The organism is Ruminococcoides bili (assembly GCF_040093295.1).
Lineage (GTDB): Bacteria > Bacillota > Clostridia > Oscillospirales > Acutalibacteraceae > Ruminococcoides > Ruminococcoides intestinale_A.
In genome coordinates, this window is the sequence record NZ_JBBNJY010000003.1 from 90,979 (window position 1) to 111,583 (window position 20,605).

Genomic DNA, 20,605 nt, shown 5'->3' on the forward strand with positions numbered 1-20,605 from the left:
TGTTTTTAAACGAACAGCGGCATATAAGCGATTGCTAAAAATACAAATGTTGCCACAACTGCTATGGCAAGGTTTACGCCACCCTTGTTTTCTATTTGCTCGTTAATTTTTGACTTTGTGGTTGCTGCTTCTTCGTCTGATTCTTTATCAAAACTCGAAGCGTAGTTTTTAATTGATGAAATTTTCTTTATGCAGTGTTTAAAATACATTCTGTTTGTTCTGAAACCGCAGATAAGCATAATGGCAAATCTGATTGCTCCGAGAATGTACGGAACAGCAAAGTACAAAAGATTTGTAGAGGACATACCGGCAAATAAATCGCCGACATTAGCACCGCTGTATCCGCTTTGAAGTATGGCAGAGTAATTATCCATATAAATGTTATATGCCTCTGTAAATTCAGGTGTGGTTTGTATAATAAGTGTGCCTGCAAGCAATCCTACCACGATTACCGATATAACAATGCCGATTGCGTACATTTTCCTGTAAAGCATATATGCACCGGGTAAAATAGCAGATACAAAGCTGAATCGTGATTTATTTGTTCTTAAGATTGAACCGAAAACACGCATAAAGTAGTTTGTATTTTTGCCGACAAATTTTGAAACCTCACCTGCGGTTACATTATCTGCCATTTTTTCGTCTGCCTTAAAACCTGCCATCGGATCAAACGCAATAAAAGGTATTCCGCCGTTTTGCGGATTTTGACCGAAAGGAAAACCGTTCATATCCGGCGGAACATTATTATTTCCGTTTACGGAATCATTCTTGGGTTGATTGTCTTTTAACAGAGGCGCTCCGCAATGTTCGCAGTAAAACAAAGTATTGTCGTTTGGATGACCGCAAATTTTGCAGATTACTTCATTGTCTGTGCCGCTCTCTTTGTCAGCTTCAAAGTCATCGGAACTGTCCGGTTGATCATTTTCAAATGAAAAATTTTGTGAATGTTTATCCTGATAAAAGCAGTGTTCCTCCTGCTCGTAGCATTCTCTGTGGTGCGGCGTGCCGCATTCAGGGCAAACTACTATATCATCGCCCTCTTTAAACTGTTTGTTACAAACAGGGCATTTATATTTATAAAAATCCATATTTGCCTCCGGGTATTTTTATACAAACTAATTATAACAAATAATCTTATTAATTGCAACCATAATTTATTATAATATTTTAAATGTATATAATTTCTGAATTTTATTATTTAACCGCAAAAAGAATATATTTATTTACAAAATATTGTAATAAATTGGTAAATCTGATATAATGAAAATGTTAAAATTTTTGAGCAAGGAGGATTACTTGTGAATGATAAAGTGAGCGTACAAGTGGTAACCTTTGGAGCAATGAATTTTGCAATGCAGCAAAACTATGTCCCGCTTGTGCGTAGCGTAACGATAAAAAATAACAGCGATGAGGAAATTAAAGATATTATGTTAAAAATTTCCTTTGAACCTGAATTTGCAAAGCCGTTTACACATAGAATTGAGGTTTTACCTCCGCATACCGAAATTGAGGTAAGTCCTGTTAATATTATAGTATCTACGGAGTTTCTGTTCTCACTGACAGAGAGAATTGTTGCACAGATCAGCGTACAGCTTTTATGCGGCGAAGAAGAACTTGTAAATGCCGGTGACAATATTGATTTGCTTGCCTATGATGAGTGGAGCGCCTGCTATATAATGCCTGAACTGATTGCGGCTTTTGTGACACCTAATCATCCCGCTATCTCGGGCATCCTTAAAATTGCAACCGATTATTTAAGAAAATGGGGAAAAGACCCGAGCATAACAGGTTATCAGACCCGCAATGCAGATGTTGTAAAACTGCAAATGGCTGCTGTTTATGCCGCTTTACAGTCAAAAAATATTGTGTATAATAATCCACCTGCAAGTTTTGAAAAAGCAGGTCAGCGTGTGCGACTTCCTTATTCTGTAATTGAGCAGAAACAAGGTACTTGCATTGACCTTGCGGTTACATATGCGTCTTGTCTTGAGGCGGCAGGACTTTTCCCTTTAATAATGATAAAAAAGGTCACGCATACTGCGGCTGCCGCCTTGAAGAGGAAACTTTTGCCGATTGTGTAATTGATGATTTTTCGGCTATTGACAAACGAACGGTAAGTGGAAATGAAGATATTTTGCTTGTTGAATGTACGGATTTTACGGCGGGAGAAAAGATTGATTTTGACAGAGCGGTAAAGCACGGAAAAAATAATCTGTCAGATTCGGAAAATTTTATATGTGCTGTTGATGTTAGAAGAGCAAGAGCTGGAGGACTGCGACCGATTCCGCAAAAAATAGATAGCAACAGTATTTGCGGTTATGACGGGACGGTTGATTCGGTTCCTGATTATCAGGCAGCTGCACCTAAGAAACTTAACAGAAGCGGTACAGGTGTAATCGGATATGAGGAAAGTTCGCTTTCAAGAATACAGATATGGGAGAGAAAGCTGCTCGATTTCAGTTTGAGAAACTCACTTTTAAATTTCAGAATTACCAAAAACGCTTTGCCGATTTTAACTCATGATCTTGCCGCTCTTGAGGACAGCCTTGCAGACGGAGTATCTTTTTCAATACGGGAATTGCCGAGCGAATGGACGGCGTCACTTAGAGATGCAAGGCTTTATGAGATAGAAAACGAAAATGACCTTGCAACAAATATTGCAAGCGAAGAGTTTAAAAGCAAAAGACTTTGTGCGGTTATGCACGACGAAGAACTTGAAAAAACTCTGAAAAATATTTACAGAACAACAAAGTCGAGCATAGAGGAAAACGGTTCAAACACACTTTTCTTAGCACTTGGATTTTTAAAGTGGTACGAAAGCGATATTTCGGAAAAGCCACGCTATGCACCGCTTATTATGATTCCTGTTGAGCTTGTAAAAAGTTCGCATAATAAAGGCTATTTATTGAGAAGCAGACAAGAGGAAACCCAGATTAATGTTACATTGATTGAGTATTTAAGGCAGATTTTCGAACTGAAAATACCGAGCCTTGACCCACTGCCCGAGGACGAGCACGGTACGGACATTCCGCTTGTTTTCAATACGGTTCGTAATTGTATTCTTGACAAAAAGCGTTGGAATGTTGTGAATACGGCTTGCTTGGGACAGTTTTCGTTCGGTCAGTTTGTAATGTGGAGTGACCTTAGAAACCGTGCCGACGAATTAATGCAAAATAAGGTTGTTGCAGGTCTTATTGATAAGAAAATTACTGTTGAGCAGGAAGAAAATCCGCTGACGGTGTCTGAACTTGATGAACGCATCGCACCCGATGACCTTGCAATACCGTTGAGCGCAGATTCTTCACAGATGCTTGCCATTGCAGAGGCGGCAAAGGGAAAAAGTTTTGTACTTCACGGACCTCCCGGAACAGGTAAGTCGCAGACAATTACAAATTTAATCGCAAATGCGCTTTATCACGGTAAATCTGTTCTTTTTGTCGCAGAAAAAATGGCGGCTCTTAATGTGGTTCAACACAGACTTGAAAATATCGGTCTTGCTCCGTTCTGCCTTGAACTTCACTCAAATAAGGCTAGCAAAAGCAGTGTGCTTTCTCAACTCGAAAAATCACTTGAAGTCGGCAGAATAAAGCATCCCGAAAAATACAAAGCAACAGCAGACAGGCTGAAAGCTATGCGTGTGAGTATGAATTCTGTAATTGACGGACTTCATAAAAAGCACGAGAGCGGAATTTCCGTGTATGACGCTATAGAACAATATGAAACCTGTGCCGAATTTAAGAATAAAATAACAATTCCGCAAGACGTTATTAACACTGTTAATGATGACAGAATAGAACAGCTTTCATCCTTAATTTTAAGTTATAAAAATTCTGTTGACGGTGTAGGTGATATAGTTAATAACCCGCTTAAAAATATTTCCCTTACGGAATATTCTATACCGTTAAGAGAAAAGCTGTATTCGGATTGTGTAAATTTGCTTAATCTATATAATAATGCAAAATCGAGCGTTGAAAGAATTTTCGGTACATTTAATATCAATGCCGAATTAAGTGAAAAATCAATCAAAAACATTTTAAATCTTAGCAAAGCGTTGCTTATTCCTTCGGCTTTTTCTCCAAGCCTTATTCTTGAAAATAATTACAATGCGGTAAGTCAAAAGCTGAATAATTATTATGAAAGCATTTGTAACGAAAACAGAGAAAAACAAGAGATTGAAAAAGTATTTACAAGCGGTATTTATGAGTATAACTGTATTCAGGCTCTTAATGAATGGAATGTCGCTCAATCAAGTTGGATACTTAGCAGACATTCAAAACATAAAAAACTTTTGAAAGAAGTTGCAACATTTTGTGTTATGCCAAATGCCGTTACCAAAGAAAATATTATCAATTGGTATCAGCGACTTATTAATTTTAATAAATTGCACAATGATAATATGACTTGCGGTAATGAGCTTAGGTATATACTTAATGAATTAGGTTCTGATTTTAAACAGGCAATTGATAAAACCGATTTTGTCTACAATGCGATAAGTGTGTATAACTATAATGAAATCAGAACAATATTGAATGCTTTTAAGAATATTAATCTTGCACAGCTTGGAAACGATGTTAATTGTGCAGAAAATTATATATTAAAATCGAATGAATTTTCCGACATTTTCAAAGTTAATATTGATAATGAGCAGAGCAACAATTGGCTTGACCGCACCGAAAATACTCTTAATAATATAAGTAAGAATATTGATAAATTGTATGCGGTTACGGAATATAACGCTAAGCGTGAACAGCTTGCAAATGAACAGCTTGAGTGTATTTGTAATGCGGTTGAAAGCGGTATTGTTAATAATGAAAATGCAGTTGACGCTTTCAGATGCAATGTGTATTATGCGCTTGCACTCAAATATATTTCTGTTGACGAGAGCTTGAGCACATTCAGAAGCAACAGCTTTGAGCAAACTATAAAAGAATACCACGCATTAATTGATGAATATTCAAAACTTACTGTTCAGGAACTTGTGGCTAAACTTTCATCTCAAGTGCCTGTTTCGGGTTCGGCAGGTGCGTCGTCTTCCGAACTCGGTATTCTTAAAAGAGCGATAAAAAGCAACGGCAGAATGATGTCGATAAGAAAGTTGTTTAACGAAATCCCTGCATTATTACGCAGACTTTGCCCGTGTATGCTTATGAGCCCGATTTCTGTTGCGCAATACATTGACCCGTCATTCCCTAAATTTGACCTTGTGGTGTTTGATGAAGCATCACAGCTTCCGACAAGCGAAGCTGTCGGCACTATAGCAAGAGGTGAAAATGTTGTGGTAGTCGGTGACCCTAATCAGTTGCCGCCGACAAGTTTCTTTAAATCAAACAGAATTGATGAAGAAAACATAGAAAACGAAGATCTCGAAAGTTTGCTTGATGACTGCCTTTCAATTTCAATGCCGCAGATGTACTTAAAATGGCACTACCGTTCTCGCCACGAAAGTCTTATCGCATACAGCAATATGAAGTATTACGATAATAAACTTTATACATTCCCGTCGCCGAACGACAGAGTGTCGGCGGTTAAACTTGTACACATTGACGGCTACTATGATAAGGGCGGTACAAAGCAGAATAAAGCCGAGGCAGAGGCTGTGGTAAATGAAATTATCCGCAGATTATCCGATGAACAACTGCGTACAAAGAGTATCGGCGTTGTAACTTTTAATATTATTCAACAGAATTTAATTGAAGATATGCTTGCCGATGAATTTTCTAAAAAACCCGAACTTGAAAAATACGACAGCGAATCCGCAGAACCCGTATTTGTTAAAAATCTTGAGAATGTACAGGGTGATGAGCGAGATGTAATTCTGTTTTCAGTCGGCTACGGTCCCGATAAGGACGGCAAAGTTTCTATGAACTTTGGCCCGCTTAACCGTGACGGCGGCTGGCGCAGACTTAATGTTGCAATTTCAAGAGCAAGACAGGAAATGATTGTGTATTCCACTCTTACTCCCGAGCAGATTGATTTGTCACGCACAAGAGCACTCGGCGTTGAAGGGCTTAAAGGCTTTTTGAAATTTGCGGGACAGAACCGAAATATTGTTATACCCGACGGCAAAGTTTCTGTTCATAACGATAATAGAGTTATTGAAGAAATTGCCAAAGAGATAGAAAAACTCGGCTATAAGGTGAACTGCAATATCGGTTGTTCGGAATACAAGATTGATATTGGTATCGTTGACCCTGAAAATCCCGACAGTTATCTGCTCGGTATTCTTGCCGACGGTGAAAACTGCAAAAATTCCGCAACATCTAAAGATAGATTTGTATTGCAGCCCGATGTGCTTGCAGGTCTTGGCTGGAAAATTATGCGTGTATGGACTCTTGATTGGCTCGATGATTCGGCTCGTGTAATTGAAAAGATTAAATCAGAAATTGAAAATGCGATTTCGGGCAAAAATACCAAGCAAAAAATTTCAGAGCAAAACAAAACTCAAAATTTAGAATTTGAAAAAATTGATACATCAACACAGATTGAACAGACAAGACAGCGAAAGTACGAAACAGTCGATTCTCAAATTCTCGGAAGTTCTGAAAGTTTTTATACAGCAGCGGCAGGGGTCGAAATTCAAAAGCTGATGTTTAAAATTATCTCTGTTCAAGCACCAATAAGTAAAAAAGCATTGTACAAAAGTGTGCTTTCGGCTTACGGCATTTCTCGCTCGGGTAACAGGGCAGAGGTAATACTTGACGGTATTCTCGGCAGAATAATGCACTCCGAAACCTCTGACAACGGGGTGATATTCGTATGGCAGCCCGAACAAAAACCTGATGAATACAATGTTTATCGTGTGTCGGAGCAAAACGAGAATAGGCGCAATATTGACGATATTTCCTCAAAAGAAATATTAAATGCAGCCATTCAAGTTTTGAGCGAACAAGGCGGTATGCAAAAATCTGACCTTATTAAAGAAAGTGCCAAAAAGTTCGGTTTTACAAGAACAGGCGCACTTATTGATACAACGGTCGGTTTTGCTGTCGATAACGCAATCAAAAACGGCAAACTTGTTGTATCGCAGGACGGAAAAATTACAGATAAAACATAATTACATAATTATAAGATAGGAGAAATATAATGCCGGATAATGAAGAAAAGATTTTTTAATAAAATCTCAATGAAAAAGCGCCACAACCCGGTATGATGTTTTTTGTGCATTTGCTTTTTGAAGAAAAATGTGAAATGCCGCAGCAGTCGGTAATGAATGAAATAATGGAAAAACATCTTGGCAAAACCGAATGTTTTTCTTATTATAAATTATCGGCAGGTTTTATGCCTGAAAATTATATAGCACGTTTTAAAGACGCTGATGTCAATACGGGAGAATATGCGGCGGGAAAGCGGGAATAAATTATTTACGCAAATTCCTTATTATAAAAAACAGTTTACATTTATCGGCTAATTTGCTATAATAAAATTGTATGTAAAATAGTAATCTGATTTTTAGAGCTATATATCCAAATTAAGACAGGAATGGTATATTTTATGGTACAATTTGAGGAATTATTGTTAAAGGTTCAGGCACTTAAACCTGAAATTGACGATTTGTCAGACGCTCTCGGTATGAAAGGTATGCTTTCTGAAATTCAGCAGCTTGAGCTTAAAGCTACCGAACCGGGGTTTTGGGACGATGTAGAAAAATCTCAAAAAGTTTTACAGCGTACAGGCACACTAAAAGGTAAGGTTGAGGCTTACGAGGCTTTGGTGGCTAAGTATGAAGATACCTGTGCTTTGATTGAACTTGCAAATGAGGAAGAGGATCTTTCACTTCTTGAAGAGGCTGAAAGCGAGGCAGAGGGAGTTAAAGAAAGTCTTGAAAAGCAAAGACTTCAAACTCTTCTTACAGGCGAATATGATAAGAATAATGCAATTCTTACTTTCCACGCAGGTTCGGGCGGTACAGAGGCTCAGGACTGGGCGGAAATGCTTTACAGAATGTACAACCGTTGGGCAGATGCTCACGGATTTAAAGTAAAAGAAGTTGACTATCTTGACGGTGACGAGGCGGGCCTTAAAAGTGCCGTTCTTCTTGTTGAGGGTGAAAACGCTTACGGTTACTTAAAGAGCGAGGCAGGCGTTCATCGCCTTGTAAGAGTATCTCCTTTTGATTCACAGGGCAGAAGACACACAAGTTTTGCCTCTCTTGAGGTTATGCCTGAAATGGACGATAACATTGAAGTAAATATTGCTCCCGAAGACATCAAAATGGATGTTTACCGTGCGAGCGGCGCAGGCGGACAGAAAGTCAACAAGACTTCATCTGCCGTTCGTCTTACTCATATTCCGACAGGTATTGTTGTAGCAAGTCAGGTTGAAAGAAGCCAGTATCAAAACCGTGATGTGGCTATGAAAATGCTTATTTCAAAACTTATGGAAATCAAAGAGAGAGAACACCTTGATAAAATTGAAGACATTAAAGGTGTTCAAAAAGAAATCACATGGGGCAGTCAGATCCGCAGCTATGTGTTTATGCCATACACAATGGTTAAGGATCACCGCACTTCATACGAAACCGGTAATATTCAGGCTGTTATGGACGGTGACATTGACGGATTTATTAACGCATATCTCAAATGTGCAAGTCTTGGCACATTGCAAAAATAATCATTAAAGAGGTAGATAAAAGTGAAATATTTGGTAATGCTTTGTGACGGTATGGCCGATGAGCCAAACGAGGCACTTGGAAATTCTACACCGATGGAAAAGGCAAACAAGCCTTGTATGGACAGCCTTGCCGCAAAGGCTGAGGTCGGTATTGTTAAGACTGTAGCAGAGGGTTTAAAACCCGGCAGCGATGTAGCAAACCTTTCCGTACTCGGTTATGAACCTGCCGTATATTACAGCGGTCGTTCTCCGCTTGAGGCTGCAAGCATCGGTATTGATTTAAAGGATACAGATGTAACTTTAAGATGTAATCTTGTTACTCTTTCAGATGATGAAGATTACGAAAATAAAACAATTCTTGATTATTGCGCCGATGATATTTCCTCGGAAGAAGCTAAGATTCTTATTGAGTATATTCAGGAAAAACTCGGAAATGATGTATTCCGTTTCTATCCGGGCGTATCTTATCGTCATTGCCTTGTTTGGAGCAACGGTAATCCGCATCCCGGTGTGCTTACACCTCCGCACGATATTACAGGCAAGGTAATTACAGATTACATTCCAAAGGGTGAGGCTGTTGACGAGCTTTATGACCTTATGAAGAAGAGCTATGACCTTTTAAAGGATCACCCTGTAAATCAGGCGAGAATAGCAAGAGGCAAGTGCCCTGCAAACTCAATTTGGCTTTGGGGTGAGGGTACTAAGCCTTTACTTGATAATTTCAGTGAAAAATTCGGTATAAAGGGCAGTATGATTTCTGCCGTTGACCTCTTAAAAGGTATTGCAATCTGTGCAGGAATGAACAGTGTTGATGTTGACGGCGCTACAGGTTACCTTGATACAAACTTTGACGGTAAATGCAAGGCTGCTATTGAAGAATTTAAAAACGGCGCCGATCTTGTTTATGTACATGTTGAAGCTCCTGACGAGTGCGGTCACCGTGGTGAAATTGAAAATAAGGTAAAAGCTATTGAAATGATAGACGAGCATATTCTCGGTCCTGTAGTTGAATTTTTAAAGGGTTACGATGATTTTGCTGTTTTGGTATGTCCTGACCATCCGACTCCGCTTTCTATCCGTACACATACTTCTACTCCTGTTCCGTATCTTATTTATGACAGTAAAAATGAGATTAACAGCGGTGTAAAAGTATTCTGCGAAAAAGAAGCAAGAGAAACAGGCAACTATATTGAAAAAGGCTTTACTATGATGAATTATTTTCTTACAAAATAATTTTTCGTCTACATAATTCATTAAAAAATTTACATCCTCACATTTATAATTGAATTAATCAATAAAAATGTGAGGATGTTTTTATGCGTGAATTTATATTAATTGTAACCGCTGTAATCATAATTGCACTTGTTGCCGTAGTGTTTGTAATAATGTATATAAACCATAATAAAAAAAACGGTAAGTCCCACAAGCCGACAATTATTTATTACAAAGTCAAAGAAAACGAAACCGAAGATAATACAGAAAATAATTCTGTAAAAGATAATTAATATTATTTTTCGGAATCTGCAAATACTTTATCGCTGATTTCTAAAAGTTCGGAAAAACTGTGAATGGTGTAGTCGGGATTTTCTGTATTGCCAAAACCGTATTTGGCAAATACAAACGGCACCTTTGCGTCTTTTGACGCTGTTTGATCACCGATAGTGTCGCCAACATAGAAAGCACAATCAATGTTATTTCTACTAATAACAAGGCTGATATTTTCGCCTTTTGTGAGTTGGGTTCTGCCTGACATTTCAAAATCAGAAAAATATTTTTCGAGTTTGTGAGCTTTCAAAAATGATTCAATATAACCGCACTGACAGTTACTGATTATACCGAGAAAATATTTTTCGGAAAGTTTGCTAAGCACATCTTCGAGGTTATCGTACAAATGACCGCCTGACTTTTCAAGATACGGAACTTCTACGGCACAACATTCTTTTATAATGTTTACGCCGTTTTCTTCACTAAGCTCCGGCAACATAATGTTTGCAATCTGCTCAATAGTTTTGCCCATATAGCTGTTCATTTCTTCAAGCGTTATTTGCTTTTGAGTTTCTGGATGCTTTTTAAGAACTTCGTTCCATATAGGAAGAATTACATCGCTTGTGTGCCACAATGTTCCGTCTAAATCAAATAAAATTGCTTTTTTCATAATAATTACTCCTGATTTATTATAAAAATTTTCAAACTGATAATATCACACTCTAAAATTAATGTCAATATGAGGTGTGTTTTGTAAAAAATAAAATTGTTAAAAATTAAAAGTTTTTTTAAAAATCTGTTGACAAAGTAAGTAAGCGGTGATATAATATTTATCGTTGTCAACAGACAATATTTGCGAGTGTGCTGGAATAGGCAGACAGGCACGTTTGAGGGGCGTGTGTTTCACGACGTACGGGTTCAAGTCCCGTCACTCGCACCATAAAAACAGATTAGCTTTTTGTTAATCTGTTTTTTTTGTTTTACAAGTAAATTAATAACGGGACTTGAAGGCGACCGTTAAGAAAACAGTCCGGTGGACTGTTTTTAGGGAGAGCGTTGATGATATTTATAAATTTAACAAGCCGTATCAAACGAGGCAGAAAGTGTACTTATTTTTTTCACTCCGTCACTCGCACCATAAAAACAGATTAGCTTTTTGTTAATCTGTTTTTTGTTTTACAAGTAAATTAATAACGGGACTTGAAGGCGACCGTTAAGAAAACAGTCCGGTGGACTGTTTTTAGGGAGAGCGTTGATGATATTTATAAATTTAACAAGCCGTATCAAACGAGGCAGAAAGTGTACTTATTTTTTTCACTACGTCACTCGCACCAATGACGTATCTGTTCGAACTAACAGATAGATTAAAAATCATTCAAGTAAATTGGATGATTTTTTCTTTGCCAAAAAACATCATCCAATATCCTAAAAAGAAAGGATGGTGCTTGAAATGAAGATAATTAAAGAAGAACTACTATTTGAGGAAAACTTAAAGAAAAGACTAGAGTTTATATGTGAGTTCTCAAAGGTTACTCCTACTTTTGTTAATGGTAGTATAAGAAAAATTGAGAAAACCAATATCTCTTATATTGAGCCACATAGAGTAATTGTAAAAGATACCACATTTCTGGTCTTTAACTATTCTAATGACGTTTATATATCCAATCTAGCAAAAAAGATAAAATTATCTGAATTAGAAAGTTAGAGGGTGATTATTATATTTCAAATATTACAATGCCAAAACAAGAAAATATAACTCTTAATAAATATGGCAAAATGAGATTAAACTACCTAAAAAAGCATAAAAAAGCTGACTATTCAATAATGTTTTTAGATGGTACATTAAATACTCATCTAAAAGATATTCAAGAACAAGCTACATTAAGGGTTGAACAAATTATTAAACAACTAAAAGATAATAGTGATTTAACCGAAGAAATGAAAAATACAGATATGCTTTATTGGGTTGGAACTATGAACACTATTAAAAATCAAGCTGAAGAAATAATTTGTAATGAATTGATTTATATTTAACAAAATTCTTAAAAATTATTGACATATTGTCAAAAAATATTATATAATATAGCTTAATTGAGGGGGGAATAAAATGACAAAAAGTAATAGAATAGTTTACTTGGATGTCTTAAGGGTAATAGCTTGCTTTTCGGTAATTATGGTTCATTCTTGTGCACAGTATTTTGTTAAAGATATTGGTTCGTTTAATTTTTGGGTAGGTAATATATTTGATGGATTAGCAAGAATAGGAGTTCCATTATTTATTATGATATCAGGAGCTTTAATGCTTGATAAGAACTATCAATTTTCAACTCAAAAAATAATTAAACATATAATAAGAATGGTTGTTTTTTTTGTTTTTTGGTCGGTTTTTTATTGTTTTATGTTTAAAATAGTAGGTTCAATAATAATAAAACATGAATCTATTGATATCATTAATATTATAGGTTCTTTAATTAAGGGACATTATCATTTATGGTTTGTTTATTTGATAATCGGACTATATCTTATAGTTCCATTGTTACGATTATGGGTAAATGATACTAATAAAAAATATGTGGAGTATTTTATTATTTTATCTATAATTTTTACATATATAATTCCACAAATCATTAGTATAGGAAGTAACTATAGTAATTTATTTGAATATATAAATGATATTATAGAAAATAATTTATCATTAAAATATGTAGGTGGTTTTACAACATATTTTATTTTAGGTTGGTATATTAATAATTATGAACTTAAGAATAAAAAAATAATATATATATTGGGTCTATTTGGCGTACTGATAACTATTATGGGAACATATATACTTTCAATTACTACAGGAAAAGCTTTGAATATGTATGAAAATTTATATATTAATGTTTTATTTCAAACAGTAGCAGTTTTTGTAATTATAAAAGATAAATTTAAAAATATGCATACTAATAATATTATAAATTCCATTTCGAAATGTAGTTTAGGAATGTATGCTATACATGCTTTAATTGTAACAATTATGTATAGGATTATAGAAAAAGTCAATATTGATTTCGCTTTAATTAATATTCCTGTAGTATTTATAGTATCAGTTGTTTTTGCATACTTAATTTCTTTTATACTTAGTAAGATTCCGGTTTTAAAGAAAGTTGTATAAATAGTCTTGATAAATAATAGATTATATGATAAATTATAATTAAGCTTGAGGGATTATTTAATCAATCGTCAAGAGAGCCGGCGAGTTGTAAATGTCTACGTCGTTGGCACCATAAAAACAGATTAGCTTTTTGTTAATCTGTTTTTTTGTTTTACAAGTAAATTAATAACGGGACTTGAAGGCGACCGTTAAGAAAAGGAGCTGTAAAAAACAGCCCAAATAAAAAACGACTGTATTCTAACCGAAAGGTAGGAACGCAGTCGTTTTTGTGATATAATTTAATATCAATGAAAAACCACATCAACAAGGTGCATTATACACCGTATCAATTAAAATTATAACCGGAAATTGAAAAAAATAATAGAAATTTCTGATCCGGTATATACATTTAACTAGGTTTTTCATCATATTGCTCTAAATAAACACCTTGCTGTTAAGAAAAGCAGGATATGTCGCATATCTACATAGACGGAACAAAGATAACTGCCAATGCAAATAAGGGTAACGACCGATTATTGCCCGGATACAATATTCAGCAATGCATGCAAAAAAACACCGAGACTCACTTTTTCGTGAATCTCGGCTTTTTAATATGCTGTTTCTTTACAGCACCTTTTGTGGAGCGGATGATGGGAATCGAACCCACACGATCAGCTTGGAAGGCTGAAGTTCTACCACTAAACTACATCCGCTTATCTCTGCAACAAATAGTATTATATCATTACAGATAATATTTGTCAAGCGTTAATTTCAGATTATAAACATTTTAAGAAAATTTTAACTGTTTTATATTAAACTCTAAGTTTAACGATGATTATAATTTTAACATACATCAAGATATATAATATCATTTATATAGATTACTTACTTATTATTTTTACCGAAGGATAACTTATTATATCTTTGATAATCAATTATAAAATGTTGGTAACACAGAAAAATAGCAGAAAATGCCAAATATTGAAGTTAGTTAATATTAACTTCGATTTAAAGCCACATTTATAAAAAATTTATAATATAATATCTCAAATAGTATTATATATACAAGCGGCTAATTTTTAATAGTAATAATATACTAAAAATACATCTGTATATTTAAATAAATGCATTTATTATGTTAGAATATACAAAGAAATATATCTCAAATTGTGCAACTGTACAGATGTAAACTTTTCACTCGGTGTAAGTATGATTTCAATGCGGATATTCAGAATGGTTTGCAGTTATATACTTGTTATGGTTCTTGATATGGGCGTTTTAGGTGTATGGATCGGTATGTTTGTTGATTGGTATGCTCGTGCTGGAGCATATCTTGCAAGGTATTTGTCAGGCAGATGGAAAAAGCATAGAATGATTTAAATATTTAAAAATGGAGATAAATTTTGTTTACCCTACCGTCACAATTATAAAAGCTTGACCAAACTTTTATAATTGCCGTGCAAAATATTCCGGTGAATCATAATTTATAAACATTACTCCGACATATATAACTAAAAATGATTTTAAAAAGCAAAGGCCCTCGAATTTTTATCGAGAGCCTTTTATCTTTTATCTTTTTTACAAATCAAATTCAAAGTACGGATTATGGTACAGTGAAAATGTTATAATATGGTAAAGACAAACCTAAATTGCCAAAGTGAAGTTCGGATTTTTGAGGAAAAAACGAGAAATACCACGGGTTCACCTTGACAAAAGAGTATGGTAAAGACAAAATCCAATTTGGATAGATTAAACTAAAAGTTTTAAACGAATATTGTTTAAAATCCATTTTGGTTAGATTTAGATAATTATAACATAATTGATTAAAAATATCAAATGTGCTAAATTGATTAAATTTAATATTATTTTGATATAATTTATTAAAAATGTTTATTTAAACGTATATTAGGTATTGACAAACAAAATTGTGAACGCTATACTGTAATTAGAGTTGTGAAATATCATAACTCTAATAACGAAATCTAATACTATTAAAATAATAAATGGAGGTAAATATGAAAATCTTATTGCGATTTTATTTGCAAAACAATAAGCTGCCGATTGATTATCGACGAATTATGCTTTCGTTTTTTAAACGGTCACTGTCAGATATTGCCGAGGGAAAATATTATGAAAAATATTATTTTACACCGGAACGCAGAAATTTTACTTTTGCGGTGAATCTGCCTATGCCGAAGTTTTCTAAAACGGAAATTCAACTCGGGAAAAATCAACTAAACATTACTTTTTCAACAGCTGACTATAATACGGGATGTATTTTTATGTCTGCTTTTATAAAGCAAAAGGACAAGCCGATTCCCGCTCCGCTCGGCAACGAAATGAAACTTGTCAGTGTTAATCTTGTGCCGGAAAAAAATGTTACTTCATCGTCCTCTGTTGTGAAAATGCTTAGCCCTTTGTGTATCAGATTACATAAAGCCGAGAATAATTCGGATAAGTATATTTCTGTTGCTAATCCGGATTTTACGGAGATTGCAAAACAGGTAATTAAAGAGCAGCTTGTTGAAAGCGGTTTTGACGAGAAGTTAATTTCAAACTTTGAAATTAAACCGTTAAACGCAAAAAAAACAGTGGTTTATCACTACAAAAACTACATTGAATGCAGTTTAGGCAGTTTTAGTATTAATGCCGATAAATCGGTTATTAATTATCTGCTGAAAAGCGGTATAGGTTCACGAAAATCCGCAGGATTTGGCTTTGCCGAGATTTTATCGGAGGGAGGTGAACCGAATTAATGAAAACAAAGATTGATTACTTTGATTATGACACTTTGTTGCAGCCTACCGATTGGAGGTTTGCGGCAGCCGTTGTCGGTTTATGTAAATATTTTGATTACTTTGGAATTGTTTACAAAGTCCTCTATGATGTTGAAGAAAAGCCCGATAATTATATACACGGCTTTGACGGTATTATTTACAAAAGTGAAGATATAACAGAAGAAAAATATCTTGAGTTTGCAGAGAACTATTTTGAAAAATATATGACTCACAAAAATATTTTAAACATTCTCGAAAGTCAAGAATTCAGTGAAGAACAAATTAAATTGGTAAATGACCTTGTTAAGAGCAAAACAGTTCTTAAAGGGCTATTTGACAAAATAAAATTTGACGGAACAAATAAAGATATTTTTATCTCAACCATTGAAGAAAACAGGGCGGAAATTATAAAAAATATCTTTAAAAACGGCAATAACCTTTATAAGAATTACTGCAATGAACGACTTATTTTTACCGAAGATAACAGCACTTGCAGACTTAGAGGCTACAATGTTGACAAAGACAGAAAAACAAGTAATCTCGGCTTTTGTTTTTCAAAGGAAAGTTTTGAGAGCAATGATATTTTAGAATTTGATTTTATACCGTTTGCTTTTTCAAATTCTGATATGAGAGAAACTTATTTTGTGAATAACAATTTTTCTGTTAAGTCTTTAACTCAAACAAACTATGCTTTTTCAAATCAACTTAGTAATACAGAAAATAAAGACGACAAAAACAAACTAATGCTTGTTTTGCAAAATTCAAAGGATTATATAAGCTATGATGTTGAAATTATATCAAAATCACAGGATAAGGCTTATTACGAAACATTCTTTGTACGACTTGAAAGATTAAAAAAGTTAAGAGAATTATCGGGGAAATCATTAAACTTTGTCAAAAAAATCAATGATGATTATTGGTTTAATCTTGAGAAAGAAGTTTATATGCGTTGCCTTAACAATGTGTTTCTTGACGATGTAATTTTAATGATGCTTAAGTTTTATTTTGATGATAATGCCGTTAAAGGCTATATAAAAAGCAGAACCGATATGCTAATAGACATAAATGTATCTTGGAAAGGAAATGATATTATGGATGAAATTAAGTCAGCAAAAAGTTGTGGATTTTTAACTTCCAAAAAACTAATTGAAATGAAAAGCAGTAATAAAATTAATTCGTATAAGCAAAAAATAATCAGTGCTCTTTGCGCACATGATTACGACAGAGCAAAAGAGATTATACTTAGTTTGTCTGCTTATGTCGGAATGGAATTTTCGTTTTTCTATACATTTCTTGAAAATGCGGAAGAAAATAAGGATCTTGCATTTGCTTTTGCAAGTGCATTAAATGAAGTAAGCTCAAAAAATAACTAATATAAAGGAGATTTTATTATGAAAAATAAAGCATTAACATTAACTGTAATCGCAAATATGACAAGCAACTACGGTGAAAGTCTCGGTAATATTTCAAGTGTACAAAAGGTATTCAGAGGCGGAAAAGAGTACGCTACAAGAAGTCGTGAGAGCCTTAAAAACGCTATCTGTGTTCAGTCGGGTTTTTATGATGATTTACAGACATCAAACGAAGGAGCAATGCAGAAGCTTGCTAATGAAGATATAAATGCCGCAACATGCCGTGCGCTTGAGGGTGGATATATGTTTACAAAGTCTAAAGGATCTACATATATTCGTAACAGCTCATTTTACCTTACAGATGCAGTTGCAACCGAGCCGTTTATTAATGATGCCCGTTTTCACAATAACCTTTACCTTGCAACCAATTATGCTAAGGCGCACGGTTTAAATGTTCAAAACAATGCAAAGGATTGCGGCCTTATGCCTTATCAGTATGAATATGACAAGTCATCTAAAATTTACAGTCTTACAATTGACCTCGAAAAAATCGGTAAGGACGAAAACTTTGGTGCAGAGGCAGATAACGCCGAAAAGTGTGAAAGAGTAATTGCTCTTATTGACGCAGTAGAAAATCTTTCACTTGTTGTTAAGGGAAATCTTGATAACGCAGAGCCGATTTTTGTGGCAGGCGGTCTTTCACCGAGAAAAACACATATTTTTGAAAATGCTGTTTCTGTTTCAGGCAAAAGACTTATTATAGAGCCGATTAAGGAAAAACTTGCTCAAGGTTACAGCTGTGCACTTATGCGTAACGGTGAGCTTTCAAACGAGGATGAAATTGTAAGAGAACTTAATCCTGTAAGTATGACAGAATTTTTTGAAAATCTCAGAGGTCAGGTTAAAGAGTATTTTTCGGAGTAAGGCGGAATTAATATGAAAGCAATTAGACTTCATATAAAACAAAACAGTGCAAATTACAAAAAAGAAGAAACTGTAGACAATCGTATGACATTTCCTTTACCGCCGTATTCAACTGTTATCGGAGCACTTCATAAGGCTTGCGGTTATACATCTTATCATCCTATGCAAGTAAGCGTGCAGGGAAAGTACGGTTCTTTAAAAACAAAAATGTATAAGGACGACTGTTTTCTCAACAGAGTAGAAGATGATCGAAATATACTTGTGAAAATGAAAAATCCCGATATGCTTTCAAGTGCATATCAGGTTGTGGCTACTGCTCAAAATACTCAAGGAAACAGTTTTGAAAAAGGCATTACAATTAATGTAATTAATGAAAAATTGCTTGAAGAATACCGCTTTTTAAAGCGTACAAAACGCAGAATCGACAAGCATAAAAAAATCATTAATAAAATGAAAACTCGGCTCAAAGAAATGAAAGCCGATGAAAATATTTCTGCCGAAGAAGTAAAAGAATTTGATAAGCGTATTAAGCATATAAAGGCTGTGTATGATGAATACGAAAAGGTAAAGTATACTGTTCCGTATTCCCATTTCAGAACCCTTGCAAAAGGCCCTAAGTATTATGAACTTCTATGCGATATTGAACTTATCATTCATATAGTTGCAGATGAAAATACTATGAATGATATTATGGATAATATCGGAAATCTTACTGCAATCGGCAGAGGAGAGGATTTTGTAGAAGTGCTTGAGTGTGCGGAAACAGAGCTTTTTGATGTTGACGAAGATGTCGATTACGGAGAAGCTGATTTTGATGTTTATATGCCTGTCGAGTATCTCGAAATTAATAAAGACGATATGGATATAATCTCTAAAACGGAAGGCGGATACACAGGCGGTACAAAATATTTAATGCCTAAGGATTACAAAACAGTGCAGTTAAAGGGCGGTATGAGAAAACGAGTGTTTAATCGTGTACCTATTATTTTCTGTCAACTTAACTATATTGAAAACGGTTGTAAAGGCATAATGCTTGACAAAACCGAGAACGGTATATATTCAGTGTTTTTAGCTTGAGGTATTTGTAATGAATATAGAAGATAAACTTGCAAAACCCGACAAAACAATCGGACAACATTCAAATGAGCTTATAGAGCAGGCAAAACTGCTCTATAAGCTCGGCTATATAAAATCTGATGATTTATACGCTGATTTACTTGTTTCATGTTTAAAACATGATAACGGTAAGGCAAATTCTCAATTTCAAAAAAGAATTACTAAAGGCGGAAATTTTCAACCTGAACAAGAAATTCCACACAGTATACTTTCGACTTTTTTTATTGATAAATCAGAATGTATAAAACCTATAAGCGTATATTTTGCTGTGCTTTATCATCACTATAACAAAGACTCTCCTGTTACAGTGTTTAAAGAAAACCGTGAGCTTATAGAAAAATTCCTTGCTGAATTTGGCTTTGATACAAACTCTTACAATAAAATGAAGAGAAATATTAAGAAAATCAAAGCTTTATTTGAAACCGAACTTTCTGATGAAGAAAAACAATACGCTGTTTTATTAAAAGGTCTTTTACATAAATGTGATTACAGTGCAAGTGCAGGTCTTGACTGCGAAAAGGTCAACGATTTTTTGACTGATTCTTTAAACAATTGGAAAAATACCCGAAATATACATTACAATGAATTGCAAGAATTTTGCATTAAAAATACCGACAGCAATTTAATTGTAACAGCACCTACAGGTATGGGCAAAACCGAGGCGGGATTGCTTTGGTGCGGGGACAATAAATGTTTTTTCGTTTTGCCGTTAAAAACAGCTATCAATGCGATGTACGAAAGAATTAAAAAGCTTTGCGGAGATAATTCGCAAGAAGATTACAAGGAAAGAGTGGCACTTGTTCACTCCGATATGAAATCCTATTATTTGGAAGATTCAATAATTAGCGGAAAAAATTATGATTTTGCGTATGCACAATGCAGTAAACAGCTTGCACTTCCGATTACAATTTGTACGCCTGATCAGATATTTGACTTTGCATTGAAATATGCAGGTTATGAATACAAACTTGCGGTAGCGTCATATTCAAAGTTTATTATTGATGAGATACAGATGTATTCACCTGATGTTTTGGCTGCAATTATTTATGCAATTGAGATGATTCATACTTTGGGTGGTAAGGTGGCTGTAATTACCGCAACTTTGCCTCCGTTTGTAAGAAACGAGATTGAAAAATACTCGGAACAGATGTAAAAACATCCGATTTTTCTGATAAAGGAAAACTAAGGCATAATGTAAAAGTATA

General features: G+C 34.7%; 17 protein-coding genes and 2 tRNA genes. 16 read left to right on the plus strand and 3 right to left on the minus strand.

The features are described from left to right. Window positions 1–5 precede the first annotated feature (5 nt). Entirely contained in the window at window positions 6–1,088 is a 1,083-nt protein-coding gene (locus AAAY30_RS01830; RefSeq protein ID WP_302191269.1) for an RING finger protein, read from the minus strand. A 210-nt stretch (window positions 1,089–1,298) separates the two neighbouring features. On the opposite strand from AAAY30_RS01830, the gene AAAY30_RS01835 reads away from it, so the two are divergent. The 6 genes from AAAY30_RS01835 to AAAY30_RS01860 all read left to right on the plus strand — a co-directional run bounded on the left by AAAY30_RS01835 (window position 1,299) and on the right by AAAY30_RS01860 (window position 10,115). Beyond that, window positions 1,299–2,081 (plus strand): transglutaminase-like domain-containing protein, encoded by a 783-nt coding sequence (locus tag AAAY30_RS01835; protein WP_443711407.1) that lies wholly within the window; start codon window positions 1,299–1,301, stop codon window positions 2,079–2,081. After that, entirely contained in the window at window positions 2,081–7,054 is a 4,974-nt protein-coding gene (proA, locus tag AAAY30_RS01840) for an anti-phage protein ProA (protein WP_499215635.1), read from the plus strand. Before AAAY30_RS01835 ends, proA begins: the two co-directional genes overlap by 1 nt. A 104-nt stretch (window positions 7,055–7,158) precedes the next feature. Beyond that, on the plus strand, window positions 7,159–7,356 hold the full coding sequence (locus AAAY30_RS01845) for a hypothetical protein (RefSeq protein ID WP_499222339.1): 198 nt from the start codon (window positions 7,159–7,161) through the stop codon (window positions 7,354–7,356). Window positions 7,357–7,491: 135 nt separating this feature from the next. Beyond that, entirely contained in the window at window positions 7,492–8,610 is a 1,119-nt protein-coding gene (gene prfB / locus AAAY30_RS01850) for a peptide chain release factor 2 (protein WP_186934917.1), read from the plus strand. 21 nt (window positions 8,611–8,631) lie between these two features. Beyond that, window positions 8,632–9,843, plus strand: coding sequence for a cofactor-independent phosphoglycerate mutase (locus tag AAAY30_RS01855; RefSeq protein ID WP_337782021.1), 1,212 nt, complete (start codon window positions 8,632–8,634; stop codon window positions 9,841–9,843). 83 nt (window positions 9,844–9,926) lie between these two features. Beyond that, entirely contained in the window at window positions 9,927–10,115 is a 189-nt protein-coding gene (locus AAAY30_RS01860) for a FeoB-associated Cys-rich membrane protein (protein ID WP_178480416.1), read from the plus strand. Window positions 10,116–10,117: 2 nt separating this feature from the next. On the opposite strand, the gene AAAY30_RS01865 is transcribed toward AAAY30_RS01860, so the two are convergent. Then, window positions 10,118–10,765 carry an HAD family hydrolase gene (locus AAAY30_RS01865; RefSeq protein ID WP_337782022.1) on the minus strand — a complete coding sequence of 216 codons (648 nt, stop codon included), beginning with the start codon at window positions 10,763–10,765 and terminating at the stop codon, window positions 10,118–10,120. Between the two features lie 185 nt (window positions 10,766–10,950). Between AAAY30_RS01865 and AAAY30_RS01870 the strand changes: the two genes are divergently transcribed. The 4 genes from AAAY30_RS01870 (at window position 10,951) to AAAY30_RS01885 (ending at window position 13,252) form a co-directional block, all read left to right on the plus strand. Continuing rightward, a tRNA-Leu gene (locus tag AAAY30_RS01870) sits at window positions 10,951–11,035 on the plus strand. A gap of 510 nt (window positions 11,036–11,545) precedes the next feature. Then, on the plus strand, window positions 11,546–11,800 hold the full coding sequence (locus AAAY30_RS01875) for a hypothetical protein (RefSeq protein ID WP_302191266.1): 255 nt from the start codon (window positions 11,546–11,548) through the stop codon (window positions 11,798–11,800). Then, window positions 11,788–12,129, plus strand: a complete 342-nt coding sequence (locus tag AAAY30_RS01880; RefSeq protein WP_499215636.1) for a TnpV protein — start codon at window positions 11,788–11,790, stop codon at window positions 12,127–12,129. The genes AAAY30_RS01875 and AAAY30_RS01880 overlap by 13 nt, the downstream gene beginning before the upstream one ends. Window positions 12,130–12,202: 73 nt before the next feature. Next, entirely contained in the window at window positions 12,203–13,252 is a 1,050-nt protein-coding gene (locus AAAY30_RS01885; RefSeq protein ID WP_499215597.1) for an acyltransferase, read from the plus strand. 618 nt (window positions 13,253–13,870) lie between these two features. Here the strand turns inward: AAAY30_RS01885 and AAAY30_RS01890 are convergent. Next, a tRNA-Gly gene (locus AAAY30_RS01890) sits at window positions 13,871–13,944 on the minus strand. Window positions 13,945–14,398: 454 nt separating this feature from the next. Between AAAY30_RS01890 and AAAY30_RS01895 the strand changes: the two genes are divergently transcribed. The 6 genes from AAAY30_RS01895 to cas3 all read left to right on the plus strand — a co-directional run bounded on the left by AAAY30_RS01895 (window position 14,399) and on the right by cas3 (window position 20,553). Next, complete coding sequence (locus AAAY30_RS01895) at window positions 14,399–14,611, plus strand: hypothetical protein (RefSeq protein ID WP_499222340.1); 213 nt, start codon at window positions 14,399–14,401, stop codon at window positions 14,609–14,611. A gap of 635 nt (window positions 14,612–15,246) precedes the next feature. Continuing rightward, complete coding sequence (cas6, locus tag AAAY30_RS01900) at window positions 15,247–15,987, plus strand: CRISPR-associated endoribonuclease Cas6 (protein WP_337781807.1); 741 nt, start codon at window positions 15,247–15,249, stop codon at window positions 15,985–15,987. After that, the gene (cas8a1, locus tag AAAY30_RS01905; RefSeq protein WP_337781808.1) at window positions 15,987–17,381 is read left to right on the plus strand and encodes a type I CRISPR-associated protein Cas8a1/Csx8; all 1,395 of its coding nucleotides are present in this window, start codon (window positions 15,987–15,989) and stop codon (window positions 17,379–17,381) included. The genes cas6 and cas8a1 overlap by 1 nt, the downstream gene beginning before the upstream one ends. A gap of 18 nt (window positions 17,382–17,399) precedes the next feature. Then, on the plus strand, window positions 17,400–18,284 hold the full coding sequence (gene cas7i / locus AAAY30_RS01910; RefSeq protein ID WP_337781809.1) for a type I-B CRISPR-associated protein Cas7/Cst2/DevR: 885 nt from the start codon (window positions 17,400–17,402) through the stop codon (window positions 18,282–18,284). A gap of 12 nt (window positions 18,285–18,296) precedes the next feature. Beyond that, on the plus strand, window positions 18,297–19,361 hold the full coding sequence (gene cas5, locus AAAY30_RS01915; protein ID WP_337781810.1) for a CRISPR-associated protein Cas5: 1,065 nt from the start codon (window positions 18,297–18,299) through the stop codon (window positions 19,359–19,361). A gap of 10 nt (window positions 19,362–19,371) precedes the next feature. Next, window positions 19,372–20,553 (plus strand): CRISPR-associated helicase Cas3', encoded by a 1,182-nt coding sequence (cas3, locus tag AAAY30_RS01920; protein ID WP_499215598.1) that lies wholly within the window; start codon window positions 19,372–19,374, stop codon window positions 20,551–20,553. Window positions 20,554–20,605: the final 52 nt, after the last annotated feature.

Bases quoted from the DNA above. Each gene is read 5' to 3' on its own strand.
- AAAY30_RS01830 (WP_302191269.1), bottom strand. From the start codon at position 1,088: ATGGATTTTTATAAATATAAATGCCCTGTTTGTAACAAACAGTTTAAA.
- prfB (WP_186934917.1), top strand. From the start codon at position 7,492: ATGGTACAATTTGAGGAATTATTGTTAAAGGTTCAGGCACTTAAACCT.
- AAAY30_RS01860 (WP_178480416.1), top strand. From the start codon at position 9,927: ATGCGTGAATTTATATTAATTGTAACCGCTGTAATCATAATTGCACTT.
- AAAY30_RS01865 (WP_337782022.1), bottom strand. From the start codon at position 10,765: ATGAAAAAAGCAATTTTATTTGATTTAGACGGAACATTGTGGCACACA.
- AAAY30_RS01875 (WP_302191266.1), top strand. From the start codon at position 11,546: ATGAAGATAATTAAAGAAGAACTACTATTTGAGGAAAACTTAAAGAAA.
- AAAY30_RS01885 (WP_499215597.1), top strand. From the start codon at position 12,203: ATGACAAAAAGTAATAGAATAGTTTACTTGGATGTCTTAAGGGTAATA.
- cas6 (WP_337781807.1), top strand. From the start codon at position 15,247: ATGAAAATCTTATTGCGATTTTATTTGCAAAACAATAAGCTGCCGATT.
- cas8a1 (WP_337781808.1), top strand. From the start codon at position 15,987: ATGAAAACAAAGATTGATTACTTTGATTATGACACTTTGTTGCAGCCT.
- cas7i (WP_337781809.1), top strand. From the start codon at position 17,400: ATGAAAAATAAAGCATTAACATTAACTGTAATCGCAAATATGACAAGC.
- cas5 (WP_337781810.1), top strand. From the start codon at position 18,297: ATGAAAGCAATTAGACTTCATATAAAACAAAACAGTGCAAATTACAAA.
- cas3 (WP_499215598.1), top strand. From the start codon at position 19,372: ATGAATATAGAAGATAAACTTGCAAAACCCGACAAAACAATCGGACAA.